We start from the raw sequence: 17,510 nt of genomic DNA on the forward strand, positions 1-17,510 counted from the left end.
ATGCTAGTTGAAGTAATAGGTTTTCTCGCAGGTATTTTTACAACTCTAGCCGCTTTACCCCAGATTATACGCACGTTTAAAGAAAAGAAAGTTGAAAATATTTCTTCTTATATGTTTATAGCTTTATGTATAGGTGTAGGGTTATGGACTGTTTATGGAATCATGAAAGGAGATTGGCCCATTATTTTAACTAATGGAACTTCATTTATCCTTAACGGAATTATGTTGTTTTTCAAAAAAAAATATTCTGCTAAAAAGAAAGATGCTTATTCTTAATCTCACTTTCTTTTCAGGTATGTTTGAATAAATATTTTGGATACTTTGCTACTAGTAAGCATTCGCAGTTTGTAGCAATTGTGTTAATCTTTTTTTTCATCGTGTTAAGTACTTATTGTAATAGACGCTAATATTGATTTTTTGCTAAAATATAAATCAATTATCGTTTGCCACTGCAGCTCATTACATTATCTCTAAACACTTTATTCATTAATGAACTTTATTAAAACAAAGTCGGTGTCACTACCTCATATCATTTTTGATATTGCAAATGAACTAAAAGCTACTGTTAAAGAAAATTGCGGAGAATATAGTATAGAAATTCCGACAAGGAGTGGAGCAGGAGTCATTAAAATGAACACATTTAAAAATGGTTTAGCATTACTACAATGGGATTGTTATTTTCATAAAACTGTAGAATTTCAATTTTCTAACCAAACATGCCATTCCTTAAAGTTTCTATATTGTTTAGAGGGAGAAATAACTCAAAACTTTCAATCTGAAACGGAGCCTAGGACTATGGCTCAATACCAACATGTGATAGTTGCTCCAACACAAGAAACTAATTATACAATTCGATTCCATAAAAATAAAAGGATAAAACTATTTGGTATTGAGGTTGTTAGAGAAGAGTTTTTATGTAAAATAGATTACAAAATTCCTAATTTCAATTTACCGTTAGAGAACGTTTTACAAGATGTAAAAGCAAATAGTTTTTTCTATTACCAAGGATTAAAAAATCTGGAATTAGCCGATATGTATGGTGAAATAAACAATCCTAAAGCCCATCATTTTCTAGACAAAATTTTCTTGAAAGGTCAAGCTTATAGGCTATTGTCTCATCATATGTTAGCTTTTATACAAGAAACAGAATTAATTCATAAAGAAAATAATTTACGTAAAGCAGAGATTACCTTAATAAAAAATGCTGCAGCTTTAATATTGCTCGAATTATCTCAACCATTAACTATAGAAAATTTAGCTAAACGAGTCGGTCTTAATCCCAACAAGTTACAAATGGGTTTTAAGACCATTTTTCAGTTAACAGTTAATAAATATATTAGGAAGAAACGCTTAGAACGTGCCAAACTATTGCTAAAAACAACCGACTTAAGCATTTCTCAAATTTCGGAAGAAATAGGGATTAGTAGTGTAAGTTATTTTTCTAAAATATTTAGAGAAGAATATGGAGAAAAGCCATCCATATTTAAAGAAGCTCTTAAAATGAAGTGCTAGATAAAAGGCTCATTCTCTATTAAAGTTTTTTCTATTTCTTCAGGAGAAGGACATTTAAGTTGGCTAATATTTAAATGTTGCGTAGACCAATCTATATATCCTTTATCTTTAAACTCTTCTAAATAATTTACCATGGGCCATTGTCTCCACTTTGATTTAAAGTAATTAGAATTTTTTACAATACTTTCTAAATGGTTAAGTGGCGGACGATAGAATGAATGCTGTTGGTGGTATACTCTCAAAGTAGTAAGGTAAAATGGGCAAAGTCTATTTTTTGTAGCTAAAGCAAAATCAATATCTTCCATACCGTACCCTGTATAGTAGTTATCAAATCCTCCAATATTTTCATATAGATCTTTTTTTAAGAAAAAACCTAACGTAGAAAATTTTGTATAATCTTCACAAAGTTCTATAGCTTCAGGAAAGTCTTTATCGGGATGAGAAACTGAGTTTTCTTGTAGCTTATCTAAATCTGTAACAGCTTGTAGAAGATATTGTGAATGAGCCATAAACAGGCCCTCACGTTGCGAACAGATTCTTTTTATCTCTTTAAAATAATCTTTTTCAGGAATGCAATCTACATCTAAAAAAGCTAAAATATCTCCAGCAGCAAATTCCGCTCCTTTGTTTCTTGCGGTTGCAAATCCTACTTGATCTCTATTTTGATAATGAGCAATTATTTTAATATTGAGATCATATTTTTCTAGAGCTAATTCATGAATCCCCATTTCTACGATTATAACTTCTTTAGGATGCTCGGTATTTCTTTCAATTCCTTTAAGTGTTAAATCTAAATGATGAGGTCTATCATAATGAGGAATGATTAAGGAAATTTCATTTGGTTGAGGCCACATCGGTTTTACTTAATTATGGATGATTATTTAATAAGCATCCAATTTATTGAATTATACTGAAGATAAAATAGGCAAAAATGCCTTTTACTTTATTGTGTTAGAAATTATGGTATAACTGTTATTGTATGGAAATTTATAAGCTCTTTTACCCGAATTACCCTTTTGATAAGTAAATATAGTCACCAACTATTCTGAAGAATTTATATCATCTTCCTATTAATTGTAAATATTATTTAAGAGAAAGTTAAAAATTGTTTAATTGAAATTTTGTTTCCCCGTTTCATATTTATCTTTCTAGTATTAACTAAAATTTATAATTATGGTAGGCGGCGAACAACATGAAAAACACCCCGTTGCAGATAAAGCAACGAAGAAAAAATATAATGCTGATAAGAATGAGAAATCTTCAGCTTCCAGTAAAAGTTTTTGGACTAAACTAAAGAACTACTTTTTAAATAAATAAGATGATGAAAAAGCCTTCAGAATTTCCAGATCAAAATCAGTCTCAACCAGGAAAACAACATCAAATGAATCCCCTTCCAGAAATTATTAGAGAGGACTACAAAGGTTGTGGAAAATTAAAAGATAAAATAGCAATAATAACAGGAGGAGATAGTGGTATTGGTAGAAGTGTAGCCGTTCATTTAGCCCGAGAAGGAGCAAAAATTTGCATTGTATATTTAGAAGAAAATAAAGATGCACAAGCTACTAAAGATATGGTAGAGGAGGAGGGTGTGGAGTGTCTTCTTGTGCAAGGAGATGTAAGAGAGAAAAACTTTTGTCATGAAGTGGTTGAGAAATGCCTGAATCACTTTGGAAAAATTAATATTTTGATTAATAATGCTGCAGTTCAGTTTCCTAAAGATGATGTTTTAGATATCGATGATGCTCAATTAATGAAAACATTTGAAACCAATATATATCCTTACTTCTACTTTGTAAAAGCAGTTTTACCACACTTAAATGCTGAAGATTGTATTATCAATACAAGCTCTGTAACGGCATATAGAGGAAGTTCGCATTTACTAGACTATAGTAGTACTAAGGGAGCTATTGTAACCTTTACTCGATCTCTAGCTAAAATGCTGGCTCAAAGAAAAATAAGGGTTAATGGAGTGGCACCCGGACCTATTTGGACTCCCTTAATACCTGCTACCTTTGACGATGTCACAGAATTTGGACAAGATACGTTGCTAGAACGAGCGGGACAACCAAGTGAGGTAGCTCCAGCTTATGTCTTTTTAGCAAGTAAGGACAGTAGTTACATTACAGGACAGTTTATTCACGTAAATGGAGGAGAAATTATAGGAACTTAAAAAGCATAGGATGGAGGTAGATTTTACAGATTTTATACTTAAAAGTGGAGCAGCGATTTTCGCAGGTTTGTGTATGGGAATTGAGCGGCAAATAAAAGGCAAACCTGCAGGATTAAAAACAAATATTCTTGTAGCATTAGGAGCCAATGTTTTTGTAATTATTTCTCTTTTATATCAAAACCATCCCAATACAGATCTCACGCGTATTATAGGTCAGATTATTGTGGGAGTTGGTTTTTTAGGAGCTGGAGTAATATTAAAAGAACAAAAATCAGAAAAAATTTGGGGCTTAGCAACGGCAGCGACTATCTGGTGCAGTGCAGCAGCTGGCTGTCTTGCAGGATTAGGCTTATATAGTGTTTTAATAGGCTTTTCCGTTATGGTAGTTCTTATCAATTTAATTTTTGGGTATTTTGGTAGTAAATTAAATAATAAGTGGTCTAATTCTTCGCATAAAACCCTGAAAAATAAATAATCCTTCCTATCCTTTAATAGCAAAATATCTGCTTAATGACAATTTTACTGAATTATAAAACTTGATAAACAAAGTCGTAAAAATGAAGACTTGTTAAAGAATGATTAAAACCATTCTTAAAAAGTTAAAAATTTCTACAAATATTTTAAACTATTCTTAATCAGATTTAATATCAAAACGCTTCCCGTTATTTTTATTAAAAACTAATATTATGGAAGCTGGAAAAAATTATAAGTGGTTTAAAGATTGGATCATTAAAGAGGGACATCCTTGTGTTATGGCCCAAACCGTTTTTAAAATGGACAAAGTAGAATTTCACGAATACAACGGATTTGGAGAGAAAAAATCAGTAGATCAACTATTACTAGATTTAGAAAATTATATAAGTAATTACGATTTCGATTCTAATGAATTCTTTACATTTATAGCAACATTTCCTAATGAAACTAAAGAGTTGACTGAAAAAGAATTTGAAGAAAAATTATGGCGTCAATTGCAGTATCTCCACGAAGCAGACGATCGGGAATGGGATCCTCGCGTTCATTCAAATCCAGAGAATAGCAATTTTAGTTTCAGTCTTAAGGGGCGAGCATTTTATATCGTAGGTCTTCATCCTAACTCATCTCGGAAAGCTCGTCAAACTCAATTTCCTACTTTAGTGTTTAATCTACACTGGCAATTTGAAAAGTTAAGAGAAATGAAAACTTACCAGCGTGTAAAAAAACGCATAAGAAGGCGAGATCAAAAATTGCAAGGTTCTATTAATCCAGTATTAGAAGACTTTGGAGAAAAATCTGAAGCAAATCAATACAGCGGGAGATATGTAGAAGAGAATTGGAAATGTCCTTTTCACCATAAATAGAAAAATTAACCATGTATCAACCCAAACATTTTAGGAAAGACAATATTCAATTCGCTCAGAATTTAATAGAAGAAAAGCCTTTTGGAGAGTTTGTTGTGATGGGAGACCATCTTTTGGCGACCCATATTCCAATTTTAATAGATTCGTTTTCAACTAAATTTAGACTATATTCTCATATTGCTAATCATAATCCGCAGTATGAATATTTAAAAGACGGAATGGAAGCTCTATTAATTTTTAAAGGTCCAGACGCCTATATTTCTTCTTCTTGGTATGAAAAAAAAGATATCAGTACGTGGGATTATTCTGCCGTACATATTAACTGCTCGATTCAAATTCAAACTGAGAAAGAGTTGAGAGAATCTTTAAAAAATTTGGTACATCATTTTGAGAAAAAACAAGATTCTCCTTTGGAATATGATGAAATTCCAAAGGACATTATTGAAAGTCATATTTCTCAAATTACGGGTTTTTGGTGCGAACCTCAATCCGTAAAGGGTATAGGGAAATGGCATCAAAAGTCAGATAAAAAAGATATAGAAAACATCATAGGGAAGCTTCAAAAAGATGCTTGTCCACATACTTCATTAATTAAAAATTTAAAAGACGAACATGATTTGTGAAATAAAAAAACAAAGCGGTGCTGCATTTTTATTGAAAAAAGGAGAAAAACTAAAAGTGATCGATCCGCAAGGGGAACAAGTAAGCGATATGGTTTTATTTAATGCTCACGATACGCGCGAAAAAATATCCTCTGGTAAAACTTTAGATTTTCAGGAAAGTTTATTGATAACGAAAGGAGATTATTTGTGGTCTAACCGAAGCAATAAAATGATGAAAATTTTAGAAGACACCAATGGAAGAAATGATTTTTTGTTAGCACCTTGTAGTCCCGAAACTTTTCAAATTATGTATGATAACCCCAATTATCATCCAAGTTGTTTTGAAAATCTGTATGTAAATTTAGAAGAATTTAAAATTGAAAAAGACGATATCCCTACCGCCTTTAATATTTTTATGAATGTACAATGGAATAGTAAAGGAGAATTATCGGTAGAAGCACCACTAAGCAAAGCTGGCGACTATATTGTTTTTGAAGTCTTAACGGATTTAATCGTTGCTCTAACCGCATGTTCTGCAGAAGATAGCAATAATGGAAGTTTTAAACCTATTCATTACGAAATCTTAAGCTAATATTCTCTACAATTTATTTCACTATTTTAAAGTGGATACCATAAAACTAGGGTTTAAAAGGTCTTTTTTATTATATTTTAAAGGTTGTTGATCATCAATACTTACGATATCGAGTTGCATTCCTCTTAAAATAGCATGAGCTGCAGCAGTATCCCATTCCATTGTAGGAGAAAACCTAGGGTATAGATCTGCTTCACTATCGGCAATCAACATAAATTTAAGTGAACTACCCATGGTGATAACTTCAGCATTTTCATAGTTAGAGATATAAGCTTTAGTTTCGTCGCTATGATGAGATCTAGAAGTTACTATTCTCACAATATCGGTTTCATTCTTAATTAATTTCAATTGATGCTCTGGATCCATATTTTCATCCATAAAGGCTCCCATTTCTTTTCCTCCAAAATAGAGTTTATCTAATACTGGTGAGAAAATTACTCCTAGAATAGGTTCATTATGATGCATTAAAGCAATATTGACAGTAAATTCATCATTCTTTTTAAGAAATTCTTTTGTTCCATCTAAAGGATCTATGAGCCAGTAGTATTCCCAGTCTTTTCTTTCAGCATAAGAAATCTCTTTTCCGTCTTCCGATAAGATAGGAAAACCTGTATCAGCTAATTTATTTTCAATGGCACGATGCGCTTTTAAATCGGCTTGATTTAATTCAGCATCATTTTTTATAGTTTCAAATTCATCTGAATTATAAATTTCTAAGATTGCAATTCCAGCATCTCTTGCTGCATCGATCATTGTAGGTAAATACTTTTTAATTTCCATCATTATAATTCAGTTAATATTATTGGTTTAAAAATTTAATAACTTAAAAGGTTGATTTTTTAAGGTAATCTCAAAAGTACAGAAACTTTTTTAGGATCATAGCTCATGGTTTTATCGTGTTAGGATAAAGTTGTAAAATGTCACCTAATGATCTATAAGCTGTTAGGAGTACCCACCTATATTGTTTTATTTTTCAAGGGTAAAATAACTTTTATATACTTTAAAAGTAACAAAAATCAAATTCTTTATAACACAAAATAAATTTTTTAAGCCATTAAAAATCAAAATGTTAAAGCTTGTTTAATTTAGCATGTAAAAATAAGGGGAAGTGATATTTTAGCTTTAAATAACTCCTTTTAGAAATCATTAAACTCAATTTCTAAGTAATAGTTTTTTATCAACTTACGCTAACTTAAATGAATGAAAAATAATATTCCCCCCTTGCAACCCATTACCTCACCATGGATTCAACGAATTGCAGATAACTATGATTTACAAAAAGATTTAATTGATACTTATGAGTCACCTTTAAATATTCATCACTTAGAATCTTTTCAAAACAATCTTGCGGAATATCGTTACATTTTAAACCATTACAATTTTAAAAGTAAAATATACTATGCGAGAAAAGCTAATAAATGTAGTACGCTGGCTTCTGTAGCATTTGAAAATGGTTTTGGGGTAGATACAGCCAGTTACGAAGAACTTAAACAATGCTTAGATATAAACATTAGCTCACAAGATTTAGTACTTACGGCAGCCGTTAAAAATGAGAAGTTATTAAGACTTGCCATTACAAATCACGTTTTAATAATTATAGATAATAAAGATGAAGCAGATCTAATTTTAAAAATAGCTAAAGAAGAAAAGCTTCAAGCCATTGTAGGTTTTAGAATTAGTGGGTTTGAGTATAAAGATCATAAACTTAAAAGCAGATTTGGTTTTGATATAGATGAAGTAGGAGGTTTTATTATAGAATTTTTCAATTCAGAAGAGGTTTTGAAATATGTAAATTTTACAGGTTTTCACTTTCATTTAGACGGTTATGATGCTCATCAAAGAGGCGCAGCACTACATCAAACCTTAGATTTAATAGAAACCCTTATCACTTATGGTTTTAATCCTAATTTTATTGATATAGGAGGAGGGATTTTGATGAATTATCTAGAGCAAGAAAGTTCTTGGATTAAATTTCAAGAACAATTAAAGAAAGCTGTATTAGGTAAACGTGAGCCTATTACCTACCAAAACAATGGCTTAGGTTTTTATAATAGAAACGGGGAGATTGAGGGTAAGCTCAATACATACCCGTATTACAATACTACTTCTAAAGAAGAATTCTTGAAAAACGTATTAGAAATCGCCTATGTACATAGAAAACCGGTTTCCTATCGTTTACAAGAGCTAGATATAGAACTAAGATTAGAACCTGGTCGCAGTTTGTTGGATCAAGTCGGTGTGACTATTGCTCGAGTAGCGCACCGCAAGAAAGATGCAGATGGAAATTTTCTGGTGGGTTTAGAAATGAATATGACACAAATGGCAAGCTCTAGCGAAGATTTCCTTTTGGATCCCATAGTTTGTTACAAGAACAAAAAAACTGCAGAGGAGAGGGCTGATGTTTATTTTACAGGAGCCTATTGTTTAGAAAGTGATTTTATACTCAAGAGAAAAATTAGCTTACCAAAGCTTCCAGAAATAGGAGATTTTGTTATTTTTATAAATACAGCTGGTTATATGATGCATTTTTTTGAAACTGAAGCTCATCTTTTTAAGCTGTCACAAAACGTTTTTATAAATAATGTAGATGATAATGTAAGTTTATTAGATTTTTATAGGGACGAAAATAATTTAGAAACGAAACATATTTATTTATAAAATGAGAAGTATTCAGGTTAAATCATTACCCTTTAAAGATGTTATTCGAGAAATCTCAGAAGCATTTCATACAAATTTTAGTGAAACCTGTGAGGAGTATTTTTTGGAGATTCCAGATCAATTTGGGGAAGGAGTTATTAGGGGAATAAATTTTAGCAATGGGTTGGGAATCATTATTTATGATTGTTTTTTTAAGGAAGACACTCAAATTAGATTTACTAAAAATGATGTTCATCCTGTAAAATATCTTTATACTGCTAAAGGAGAATTGAATCATCGTTTTGCTGATGAAGAAGAGGAACATCAATTAAATAAATTTGAATGTGCTATCGTTTCTAGTAAGGGACATAAAGGACACCTTATAAATTTTAAAGCAAATAAAAAAACATATGTATTGAGCCTTGAAATTGATCGGAAACGTTTTTTTTCAACATTAGAATGTGAATTAGCAGAATTAAATGAAAAATTAAAATCACTTTTTTTAGATACGAATGCTTCCAACTCTTTTTACCACAAAGGTTATTACAGTATTGCTTTTGATGAACTCATGGCATCACTAAATGAGCATGAAGGAGAAATGATGGTGCGTAAACTTTTTTTAGAAGGAAAAGCTTTAGAAATTTTTATCAAGCAAATGATATTATTTGAAGACGACTTAAAATCTGAGCCTTCTAAATTACTTCTTAGAAAAAGTGAATTATCTACCATAAGAGTCTGTGCAAATTACATTAATGAAAATTTAGAAAAGAATATTGCTATTAAAGATCTAGCGCGTGATTTTGGTCTTAACCCCAATAAATTACAAGCAGGATTTAAATTTCTTTTCCGCTTAACGGTCAATGAATATATAATGCAACAGCGCATGTTGAAAGCTTCTACTTTACTAAAAACTACCGATCACAGTTTAAGTCAGATTGCCGAAGCGATTAGCATTTCTAGCAAAAGTTATTTTTCTAAAAGTTTTAAAAAACATTTTGGAGTACTTCCATCAGAATATTTGAATAAAAAATAATTGATAATTAACTTAAAACCATAAAACCATAAAACCATAAAACCATAAAACCATGAAAAAAGAAAAAGACTCTAAATACAGAGACGGAGAAGATGAAATTAAATCTATAGAAAACAATATTCAAAAAACCAATTATTTAGGAATTGTGTTAGGTATATTGATTGTACTTTTAATAATTGCTCTTGGTGCATACTTTCTAGGTTTCCTATAAACAGTAATATTTAATTTGCTTATTGCTAATTAATTAGCGGATTAAGTTAGTGCTTGGGAAATAATTTTATTAGTTTGGAATATGGCGTTATTCCATTAGGGAACGCTCCATTAACAACTAAAATAAAATATATGCGCGATTCAGAAATAGTAATTGAACTTAACAGACTCATTAAAATTAATAAAGAGGCTATACAATCACTTGTAACAGCTTTAAACAAAATACGGTCAGAGGATCTATTTAATCATTTTAATAGCCAGGCAGAAGAGCGTCAAGTTTTTGTCGATCAACTGTCGGTTAAGCTTCGGGCCTATTATCCTAATGAAAAAGTTAATGATGCTGAATGCACATCAATAAAACTATATCCTAATTTACATGAATTAAAGGGTAGTTTACCCGATGAAATTGTTTTAGCCAAGTTTACTCAAGCTGAAAAATATGCTATAGAAGAGTATGAGAAAATAGCAACCCATTTTTCTGAAGTAGGCCATAAAATTAAAGAGCTTATATGCCTACAAAAAGAAAAAATAGAACAATCCTTACAAGAGCTTAAAAGATTGAAATTGTAAAGTAGATTAATCAAAATAATAACCTATACTTTCAAACAACCTATTGGGATACCTAAGATTTTTTTTAAGTCTTAGCTAATATTAATCGTTATATTTTATTCACAAAAAAGGGTAATCAGATGATTACTCTTTTTTAAAAGTCGGGATGAGAGGATGATGAAACACCTCTGAAACTCCCTTATTTTAAAAGGTTTTCAAGTTTGTAGTAATTTTGAACTCACGATCAACTCGAAATATATTTTAGAACGTATTATATTAATTTGTAACTTAAGTAAAGTTCGTTTAACTAAAATAAAGAAAAAAAGTCATTTTAATTGAATGTTGATTAATTTGTTTTAAATCCTATTTTCATGTCAACGTATTTTGCACAACCATTGCATTTGATAATTTGTATATTTGTATAAATTATATGAAAATATTTGTTTCCATATCAATGTCTATTTTATTCTTTTTTCAAGGGATAAGTATAGATATGGACTTTTGTGGGCCAATTAAAGAAATTTCAAATATAATAACCCATTATGAAGACCATAAAGTTTATGGCGACTCTTTCTTTGAATATGTAGTTGAAGATTACATTGACAACGATGCTAAAAATGAAGAGCATCATCATAATCCAGATAATGAGAATACACCAGTCCATTCCCATAATCAGTGTTGCCACCCTTTGGTGTTAATTATTGCTAACAATAATTTGGCTTTAAACAATCGACTAAAGTTTGAAGAGAAAAAACAATATAATTTACATAAAGTAAACTTCACTTCCAGATACTTGGAATCACTTTTCCAACCACCTAAAGTATAATTCAGTTTTTATAGGATTCCTATATCTTTTTTTAATGTTTTCTCTTTAAGGAAAGCATTTGCATTTTTTTAACTGAATTAATACATTTTCTATGATTAACAAAATCATTGATTTTTCAATCAATAACAAATTCATTATTGGCCTATTTACCTTGACCCTTATAGGAGTTGGTATTTGGTCAATGGCAACCGTGAACCTTGGTTCTGTGCCAGATATTACCAATAACCAGGTTCAAGTAATTACGCAATCGCCCAATCTGGGAACAGAAGATATTGAACAGTTCGTAACCTATCCCGTCGAACTATCTATGGGTAATTTACCAGGCGTCACAGAAATAAGATCTATCTCACGCTTTGGACTTTCCGTAGTTACTATCGTTTTTGAAGACGATATGGGAACCTATCTTCCTCGACAGCTGGTACAGGAAAAACTCAACGACCTGGGTGAATCCATTCCTGAAAAATTTGGAAGCCCATCAATGGGTCCCATTTCTACTGGATTAGGTCAAATTTATGAATACACTATAAAGCCACAAGAAGGTTTTGAAACCAAGTATTCACCTATGGAACTGCGCACAGTACAAGACTGGGTCATCAAACGACAACTTACACTATTGGAAGGCGTAGTAGAGGTTAATTCTTTCGGTGGTAGTATCAAGCAATACGAAGTTGCTGTCAATCCAGAGAAGTTAAACAGTATGGGAATCAGTATCTCACAAGTATATGAGGCTCTCGCTCGGAATAATGTGAATACAGGTGGTGCTTATATCGAGAAAAATAAAATGTCAAATTTTATAAGAGGCGAAGGACTTATTCGCTCTTTGGAAGACATTGAAGATATTTCGATTACTAACGAGGGCAACATTCCCATAACTATTGGAGATGTGGCAACGCGTGTCCATTTTGGGAGTCAAGTACGTTATGGTGCATTTACACAAGACGGCAAAGAAGCTGTTGGCGGTATGATAATGATGCTCAAGGGTTCTAATCCTAATGCAGTTATTCAAAATGTAAAGGATCGTATGGCAGAAATTGAAAAGTCTTTGCCAGAAGGTCTAACTATCGCCCCAATAATTGATCGTAGTGAACTAATTGCCAGAACTACAGATACAGTGAAAACCAATTTGCTGGAAGGTGCCCTTATCGTAATTTTTGCCCTGGTTTTTTTGCTAGGGAGTTTAAGAGGTGGTATCATAACAGCCACGACCATACCGTTGTCCTTACTTTTTGCATTTATCTTAATGAAGCAATTTAATGTTTGGGCAAACTTAATGAGTTTGGGAGCTATTGATTTTGGGATCATCATAGATGGTGCCGTGATTATTATTGAAGGAACGGTGTATGAGATCCAAAAACGAATTAGGTCTGGCAAGTTAAAATTCAATCAAGGCGTGATGGATAAAGTAGCTTATGATGCAGGAAGCACGATGATGGGTTCTGCCTTTTTCGGACAAATCATTATTCTCATAGTTTTCACACCTATACTTTTTCTAACTGGTGTAGAAGGTAAAATGTTTAAGCCTATGGCATACACCTTTGGGTTTGCAATGATTGGTGCTATAATCCTGTGTCTTACGTATGTACCAATGATGTCTGCACTTTTAATGAAACCAGTTCAAAATACCAAAAACTGGTTTGGCAGGTTTGAACGATGGCTTGAAAAAATAAGTGATAAAATTATAGGTGCTATTCATAGTGCATATATGCCTTTATTAAAAGGCGCACTGCGGCTTAAGCTTATCGTGCTTTCATCTGCTGCTGTTCTGCTTATTATTGCTGGATTCATATTTTCTAATATGGGTGGAGAATTTGTGCCACAGCTCGACGAAGGAGATTTGGCAATGCAGGCGCTCATAAGACCAGGAAGTTCACTATCAGAATCCATTGAAGTTTCTAAAAAGATAGAAACGATTTTATTAGAAAGTTTCCCTGAAATTAAAACAGTTACAGCACGTATAGGTGTAGCCGATATCCCCACGGATCCTATGCCTATGGATATTGCAGATATGTACATCATTCTCAATAAAGATATGGACGAGTGGACAACAGCTTCTACTAAAGAAGGTTTGATAGATGCCATTAGAGACAAATTAGATGAAGAACTCGTAGGTGTAAATTTAGTTTTTACCCAACCGGTTGAGTTGCGATTTAACGAGTTGTTAGAAGGTGTTAGAGAAGATATTGCGGTAAAACTATATGGCGAAGATTTAGAGGTATTATCAGAAAAAGTTCAAGAAATGGCGGCTATTATACAGACTGTTCCTGGCGCTGGCGATGTGAGTGCAGAACGTACAGCTGGATTACCACAGATGACCGTAAAATATAGACGAGATAAAATGGCACAATATGGACTGGATATTCAAAAAGTAAATGATTACATAAGTACTGCATTTGCAGGAGGTACGGCTGGTGTCATCTTTGAAGGAGAGAAACGATTTGATCTCGTGGTACGATTTGATGAAAGCCATAGAAAAAGTATAGATGACCTACGCAATATGTACTTCGATCTTAATGATGGCAATCAGGTACCCATTATCGAAATAGCCGAAATTGAATATGTCCCTGGACCTATGCAAATCTCACGTGACAATACGTATAGAAGAACCTACGTAGGTGTAAATGCTCGAGGCAGGGATGTGGAATCTGTAGTAAAAGATATTCAGCAAAAATTAGATGAAGAATTGGACTTGCCATCAGGCTATTATATTACCTATGGTGGCGAGTTTGAAAACTTACAAAGTGCAAAGGATCGTTTGATAATCGTTGTGCCAATCGCCCTGTTTTTAATATTTATACTGCTGTACTTTGCCTTAAAATCCTTTTCACAATCGCTAATGATTTACATAGCGATTCCCTTGGCGGCCATTGGTGGTGTGTTTGCTCTATGGCTTCGAGATATGCCATTTAGTATTTCGGCAGGTGTAGGATTTATTGTGCTATTTGGTGTCGCGGTTCTTAACGGGCTGGTACTTATAAACCGATTTAATTCCTTAAAAGAAGAAGGTGTTATAAGCATAAAGGATCGAATATTTCAAGGGACTAAAGAACGTATTCGTCCCATTATGCTCACGGCCACCACAGATATTTTCGGCTTTTTACCTATGGCTTTTTCCACATCGGCTGGTGCAGAAGTTCAACAGCCGCTCGCTACGGTAGTTATCGGTGGAATGCTTACAGCCACGCTGCTCACGTTGGTCGTTCTTCCCGTGCTCTATACTTTTATAGAAAAGCGACGCGAGCGCAAAGACCAGAACAAGATTGGTTCATTTAATTCGAAAGCATTAACTACGATTTTGATTGTTGGTTTTATGTTAGGTGGCACCGCTTTCGCGCCTGCCCAGAGCGCAGTCGAAGGGAGAGCGCAACAATCACAAGCACTTGTGCAAGATCTCATTGCTAAGGACAGCATCACGCCCATAACATTATCACGAGCTGTAGAAATTGCTAAAGAAAATTATCCTGTACTTAAAGCGAACCAACTCGAAATCGAAAGACAGAATGCACTCACGGGCAATGCATATGACTTCGGTAGTACGCAGGTCTTTACAGGTGGCGAAGAAGTGGCCGATGGTCTGGGCATTTATACCTTGATAGGTGTCGGGCAACAGAATATTGATCTACTGGGAATAGGTGCTAAAAAACGTTTGCAACAACAACGTATTGAGTTGGCAAAAACGGCATTTGACCTTTCAGAAATCCAGATAGAACGGGAAGTTAAAAAAGCCTGGTCAGAAGCTTTTCAGGCAAAGAAGAAGTTTGTTTTGTACCGAGAACTGGACAGCATTTACGGTCAGTTTGCACAATCTGTTGAGCTCAATTATGAAGTGGAAGCCATTTCAAGACTGGAATACGCCGCTGCGCGCAATCAAGCTTTGCAGGTCAACAATAAATTTCAACAGGCAGAAACAGATTATTTCATTGCCTTGCAACAACTCAATCTTTGGTTGACACCAGATACGATGTACACCGTTGCTGATGAATTGGAAGCTACTGAAATTTCAATTTTAAAGACTGATAATACATTAAATAATCATCCCGAGTTATCGCTTTCGCGAAAGCGTATAGACGAAGCACAAGCAAGCTATGACGCAGCAAGGGCAAGTTTACTGCCCCAGTTTAATCTGCAAGGTGGCCTGCAACGTGTCAATGGCGAAAGTGGTTTTTATACCTATCAAGCTGGGATTTCCATACCACTGTTTTCTGGACCTGTCCGTAGTCGTGCAAAAGCGGCAAAACTCGATGCACAGATTGCAGAAACCAATGCCGTTTTCAAACAACGCGAGCTAAAATCGCAATTCGTACAGGCACAGCAAAATTATGCACGATGGCGGGATACCTGGTTTTTCTATAAAACCGAAGCTTTGCCACTTGCCATAGACCAGCGCAAAGGTGCATTGCTGGCATACAAAGAAGGAGCGCTGGATTATGCAGCATTCACGCAAATAATACGTGATGCCATACAGACCGAAATGGACGCGCTGGACGCACTTGATAAATATTTAGAAGCCCTATTTGATTTACAATATTTCCAAAACTAAAAAAAGATGAAAAAATTAAAATATATACCGATTACCGCAATGCTTTTTGCATTGACATTATTCAGCTGTGGCGACTCAAAAACTGAAGATGGCCACGATGAAGCCACCCATTCTGAAACGGAAGAAAACAATTCTGAAGGTGAGACCGGTCAAGGAAACCTTAACGAAGGTGAAGCTGAGGAAGTAATGCTCACGGCACAGCAGTTTGAAGCCTTACAAATGGAAATTGATACGCTCGCGCAACGCAATATGAGTGGTTATGTAGAAGCAAACGGTACGCTGGAAGTACCACCCCAAAACGAAGCAAATATTACCGCGCTTGCAGGAGCAAATGTGGCATCCATAGAGGTTATAGAAGGAGACGAAGTCAAAAAGAATCAAGCGGTGGCTTATTTATCACATCCCAGCATCATCCAGATTCAATCAGATTATTTAAACGCTTACAGCAATAGTAAATTTCTGAAACAGGAATATGAACGTCAAAAAAGACTTTATGAAGCTGGTGTAGCATCTGGAATGAATTTCCAAAAAGCAACGGCAGACTATCAGTCATCTACCGCAATGGTAAATGGTCTTGAAGCGCAATTGCGACAGTACAACATCAATGCAAATGGTGTGCGCAATGGTACTATCTATCAGCGTGTTGCATTACGCAGTCCCATTTCAGGTGTTGTAGAAAAGGTTTTCATAAAAACTGGTCAATATGTAGAACCACAAACCAACTTAATGGAAATAGTAGATACAGACCACGTGCACGCAGATTTAATGGTGTTTGAAAAAGATGTGGACAAAGTGAGGAAAGGCCAAAAAGTACGTTTCAGTATTCAATCACGACCAGGAAAAGAGCAGGAAGCTTTTATTTATTCGGTCAGCCAGACTTTTGAGCAAGATCCCAAAGCGGTTCACGTACACGCTGAAATAGAGAATAAAGAAGGTGGTCTTATCCCTGGTATGTATATAAAAGGTAAAATTGAAGTTGATAACCAACAGACTACCGCACTACCTGAAAGTGCCATAGTTACAGAAGCCGGTAAGGACTATGTATTTACAGCACAAAGTGAAGGCGACGCGTGGAGTTTTATACCAGTTGAAGTCACTATGGGCGAGAAAGATGGCGACTGGATTGCCATACGTTTCTTTGAAACCCCAAATCCAAAAACACGCTTTGCGTATAATAATGCCTATTACCTTATGGCAGAAATGAAAAAGGGAGAAACTGAGCACGAACATTAAGATGTAATGAAGGAAAGAAGAAAGAAAAATTTAATAGAAGCAAGAACCCTACAGATTTGGAACGTCATTTATGATGTTATAGAAGTTGTAGTCTCGCTCATTGCAGGAATAACGGCAAACAGTTCGGCTCTTATAGGTTGGGGATTAGACAGCACCATTGAAGTTGTCAGTGCAGGAACATTAGGCTGGCGGTTGCACGGCGAGATTAAAGGTATCGATGAAGAAAAAGTAAAACGAAGACAAAAAATCACGTTAAACGTAATTGCAGTTTC

Annotated in this window: 17 protein-coding genes and 1 pseudogene; 16 read left to right on the plus strand and 2 right to left on the minus strand. The window is 34.0% G+C overall.

The window, feature by feature from the left end; genetic code table 11:
* Both FT986_RS14270 and FT986_RS14275 read left to right on the plus strand, forming a co-directional pair.
* Positions 1–276 (plus strand): SemiSWEET transporter, encoded by a 276-nt coding sequence (locus tag FT986_RS14270; protein ID WP_255505987.1) that lies wholly within the window; start codon positions 1–3, stop codon positions 274–276.
* Positions 277–489: 213 nt separating this feature from the next.
* A complete protein-coding gene (locus tag FT986_RS14275; RefSeq protein ID WP_147865631.1) occupies positions 490–1,512 on the plus strand; it encodes an AraC family transcriptional regulator in 1,023 nt (340 codons plus the stop codon).
* Here the strand turns inward: FT986_RS14275 and FT986_RS14280 are convergent.
* A complete protein-coding gene (locus tag FT986_RS14280; RefSeq protein WP_147865632.1) occupies positions 1,509–2,366 on the minus strand; it encodes a glycosyltransferase family 2 protein in 858 nt (285 codons plus the stop codon). The genes FT986_RS14275 and FT986_RS14280 overlap by 4 nt on opposite strands.
* A 319-nt stretch (positions 2,367–2,685) precedes the next feature.
* Between FT986_RS14280 and FT986_RS16025 the strand changes: the two genes are divergently transcribed.
* From FT986_RS16025 to FT986_RS14305, 6 genes are all read left to right on the plus strand, one after another.
* Positions 2,686–2,829 carry a hypothetical protein gene (locus FT986_RS16025; protein ID WP_187248645.1) on the plus strand — a complete coding sequence of 48 codons (144 nt, stop codon included), beginning with the start codon at positions 2,686–2,688 and terminating at the stop codon, positions 2,827–2,829.
* A gap of 4 nt (positions 2,830–2,833) precedes the next feature.
* Entirely contained in the window at positions 2,834–3,682 is an 849-nt protein-coding gene (locus FT986_RS14285) for an SDR family oxidoreductase (protein WP_147865658.1), read from the plus strand.
* A 10-nt stretch (positions 3,683–3,692) separates the two neighbouring features.
* The gene (locus tag FT986_RS14290) at positions 3,693–4,157 is read left to right on the plus strand and encodes an MgtC/SapB family protein (RefSeq protein WP_147865633.1); all 465 of its coding nucleotides are present in this window, start codon (positions 3,693–3,695) and stop codon (positions 4,155–4,157) included.
* A gap of 211 nt (positions 4,158–4,368) precedes the next feature.
* Entirely contained in the window at positions 4,369–5,019 is a 651-nt protein-coding gene (gene gntA / locus FT986_RS14295) for a guanitoxin biosynthesis heme-dependent pre-guanitoxin N-hydroxylase GntA (RefSeq protein WP_147865634.1), read from the plus strand.
* Positions 5,020–5,030: 11 nt separating this feature from the next.
* The gene (locus FT986_RS14300; RefSeq protein ID WP_147865635.1) at positions 5,031–5,642 is read left to right on the plus strand and encodes an FMN-binding negative transcriptional regulator; all 612 of its coding nucleotides are present in this window, start codon (positions 5,031–5,033) and stop codon (positions 5,640–5,642) included.
* On the plus strand, positions 5,632–6,213 hold the full coding sequence (locus tag FT986_RS14305; RefSeq protein ID WP_147865636.1) for a DUF1989 domain-containing protein: 582 nt from the start codon (positions 5,632–5,634) through the stop codon (positions 6,211–6,213). The genes FT986_RS14300 and FT986_RS14305 overlap by 11 nt, the downstream gene beginning before the upstream one ends.
* A 21-nt stretch (positions 6,214–6,234) precedes the next feature.
* Here the strand turns inward: FT986_RS14305 and cysQ are convergent, their stop codons facing one another.
* Positions 6,235–6,996: a 3'(2'),5'-bisphosphate nucleotidase CysQ gene (gene cysQ, locus FT986_RS14310; RefSeq protein ID WP_222706207.1), complete on the minus strand. Its 762-nt coding sequence runs from the start codon at positions 6,994–6,996 to the stop codon at positions 6,235–6,237.
* Positions 6,997–7,413: 417 nt separating this feature from the next.
* Here cysQ and FT986_RS14315 point away from each other — a divergent pair, with 417 nt between their 5' ends.
* From FT986_RS14315 to FT986_RS14345, 8 genes and pseudogenes are all read left to right on the plus strand, one after another.
* A complete protein-coding gene (locus FT986_RS14315) occupies positions 7,414–8,871 on the plus strand; it encodes a Y4yA family PLP-dependent enzyme (RefSeq protein ID WP_147865637.1) in 1,458 nt (485 codons plus the stop codon).
* 1 nt (position 8,872) lies between these two features.
* The gene (locus FT986_RS14320; RefSeq protein WP_147865638.1) at positions 8,873–9,883 is read left to right on the plus strand and encodes an AraC family transcriptional regulator; all 1,011 of its coding nucleotides are present in this window, start codon (positions 8,873–8,875) and stop codon (positions 9,881–9,883) included.
* Between the two features lie 52 nt (positions 9,884–9,935).
* Complete coding sequence (locus FT986_RS16030) at positions 9,936–10,094, plus strand: hypothetical protein (protein WP_187248646.1); 159 nt, start codon at positions 9,936–9,938, stop codon at positions 10,092–10,094.
* Positions 10,095–10,225: 131 nt separating this feature from the next.
* A complete protein-coding gene (locus FT986_RS14325; RefSeq protein ID WP_147865639.1) occupies positions 10,226–10,663 on the plus strand; it encodes a DUF2383 domain-containing protein in 438 nt (145 codons plus the stop codon).
* Between the two features lie 472 nt (positions 10,664–11,135).
* Positions 11,136–11,468, plus strand: coding sequence for a hypothetical protein (locus FT986_RS14330; RefSeq protein ID WP_255505988.1), 333 nt, complete (start codon positions 11,136–11,138; stop codon positions 11,466–11,468).
* A 91-nt stretch (positions 11,469–11,559) separates the two neighbouring features.
* A complete protein-coding gene (locus FT986_RS14335; RefSeq protein ID WP_147865640.1) occupies positions 11,560–16,005 on the plus strand; it encodes a CusA/CzcA family heavy metal efflux RND transporter in 4,446 nt (1,481 codons plus the stop codon).
* 6 nt (positions 16,006–16,011) lie between these two features.
* On the plus strand, positions 16,012–17,238 hold the full coding sequence (locus FT986_RS14340; RefSeq protein WP_111541118.1) for an efflux RND transporter periplasmic adaptor subunit: 1,227 nt from the start codon (positions 16,012–16,014) through the stop codon (positions 17,236–17,238).
* Between the two features lie 6 nt (positions 17,239–17,244).
* Positions 17,245–17,510 (plus strand): annotated as a pseudogene (locus tag FT986_RS14345) (hypothetical protein); the annotation flags it as partial.

The organism is Mesonia sp. K4-1 (genome assembly GCF_008017825.1).
Classification (GTDB): Bacteria; Bacteroidota; Bacteroidia; order Flavobacteriales; family Flavobacteriaceae; genus Mesonia.

What these genes read in the sequence shown, in the direction of transcription:
- FT986_RS14270 (WP_255505987.1), top strand. Translation starts at nt 1, where the DNA reads ATGCTAGTTGAAGTAATAGGTTTTCTCGCAGGTATTTTTACAACTCTA.
- FT986_RS14275 (WP_147865631.1), top strand. Translation starts at nt 490, where the DNA reads ATGAACTTTATTAAAACAAAGTCGGTGTCACTACCTCATATCATTTTT.
- FT986_RS14280 (WP_147865632.1), bottom strand. Translation starts at nt 2,366, where the DNA reads ATGTGGCCTCAACCAAATGAAATTTCCTTAATCATTCCTCATTATGAT.
- FT986_RS16025 (WP_187248645.1), top strand. Translation starts at nt 2,686, where the DNA reads ATGGTAGGCGGCGAACAACATGAAAAACACCCCGTTGCAGATAAAGCA.
- FT986_RS14285 (WP_147865658.1), top strand. Translation starts at nt 2,834, where the DNA reads ATGAAAAAGCCTTCAGAATTTCCAGATCAAAATCAGTCTCAACCAGGA.
- FT986_RS14290 (WP_147865633.1), top strand. Translation starts at nt 3,693, where the DNA reads ATGGAGGTAGATTTTACAGATTTTATACTTAAAAGTGGAGCAGCGATT.
- gntA (WP_147865634.1), top strand. Translation starts at nt 4,369, where the DNA reads ATGGAAGCTGGAAAAAATTATAAGTGGTTTAAAGATTGGATCATTAAA.
- FT986_RS14300 (WP_147865635.1), top strand. Translation starts at nt 5,031, where the DNA reads ATGTATCAACCCAAACATTTTAGGAAAGACAATATTCAATTCGCTCAG.
- FT986_RS14305 (WP_147865636.1), top strand. Translation starts at nt 5,632, where the DNA reads ATGATTTGTGAAATAAAAAAACAAAGCGGTGCTGCATTTTTATTGAAA.
- cysQ (WP_222706207.1), bottom strand. Translation starts at nt 6,996, where the DNA reads ATGATGGAAATTAAAAAGTATTTACCTACAATGATCGATGCAGCAAGA.
- FT986_RS14315 (WP_147865637.1), top strand. Translation starts at nt 7,414, where the DNA reads ATGAAAAATAATATTCCCCCCTTGCAACCCATTACCTCACCATGGATT.
- FT986_RS14320 (WP_147865638.1), top strand. Translation starts at nt 8,873, where the DNA reads ATGAGAAGTATTCAGGTTAAATCATTACCCTTTAAAGATGTTATTCGA.
- FT986_RS16030 (WP_187248646.1), top strand. Translation starts at nt 9,936, where the DNA reads ATGAAAAAAGAAAAAGACTCTAAATACAGAGACGGAGAAGATGAAATT.
- FT986_RS14325 (WP_147865639.1), top strand. Translation starts at nt 10,226, where the DNA reads ATGCGCGATTCAGAAATAGTAATTGAACTTAACAGACTCATTAAAATT.
- FT986_RS14330 (WP_255505988.1), top strand. Translation starts at nt 11,136, where the DNA reads ATGGACTTTTGTGGGCCAATTAAAGAAATTTCAAATATAATAACCCAT.
- FT986_RS14335 (WP_147865640.1), top strand. Translation starts at nt 11,560, where the DNA reads ATGATTAACAAAATCATTGATTTTTCAATCAATAACAAATTCATTATT.
- FT986_RS14340 (WP_111541118.1), top strand. Translation starts at nt 16,012, where the DNA reads ATGAAAAAATTAAAATATATACCGATTACCGCAATGCTTTTTGCATTG.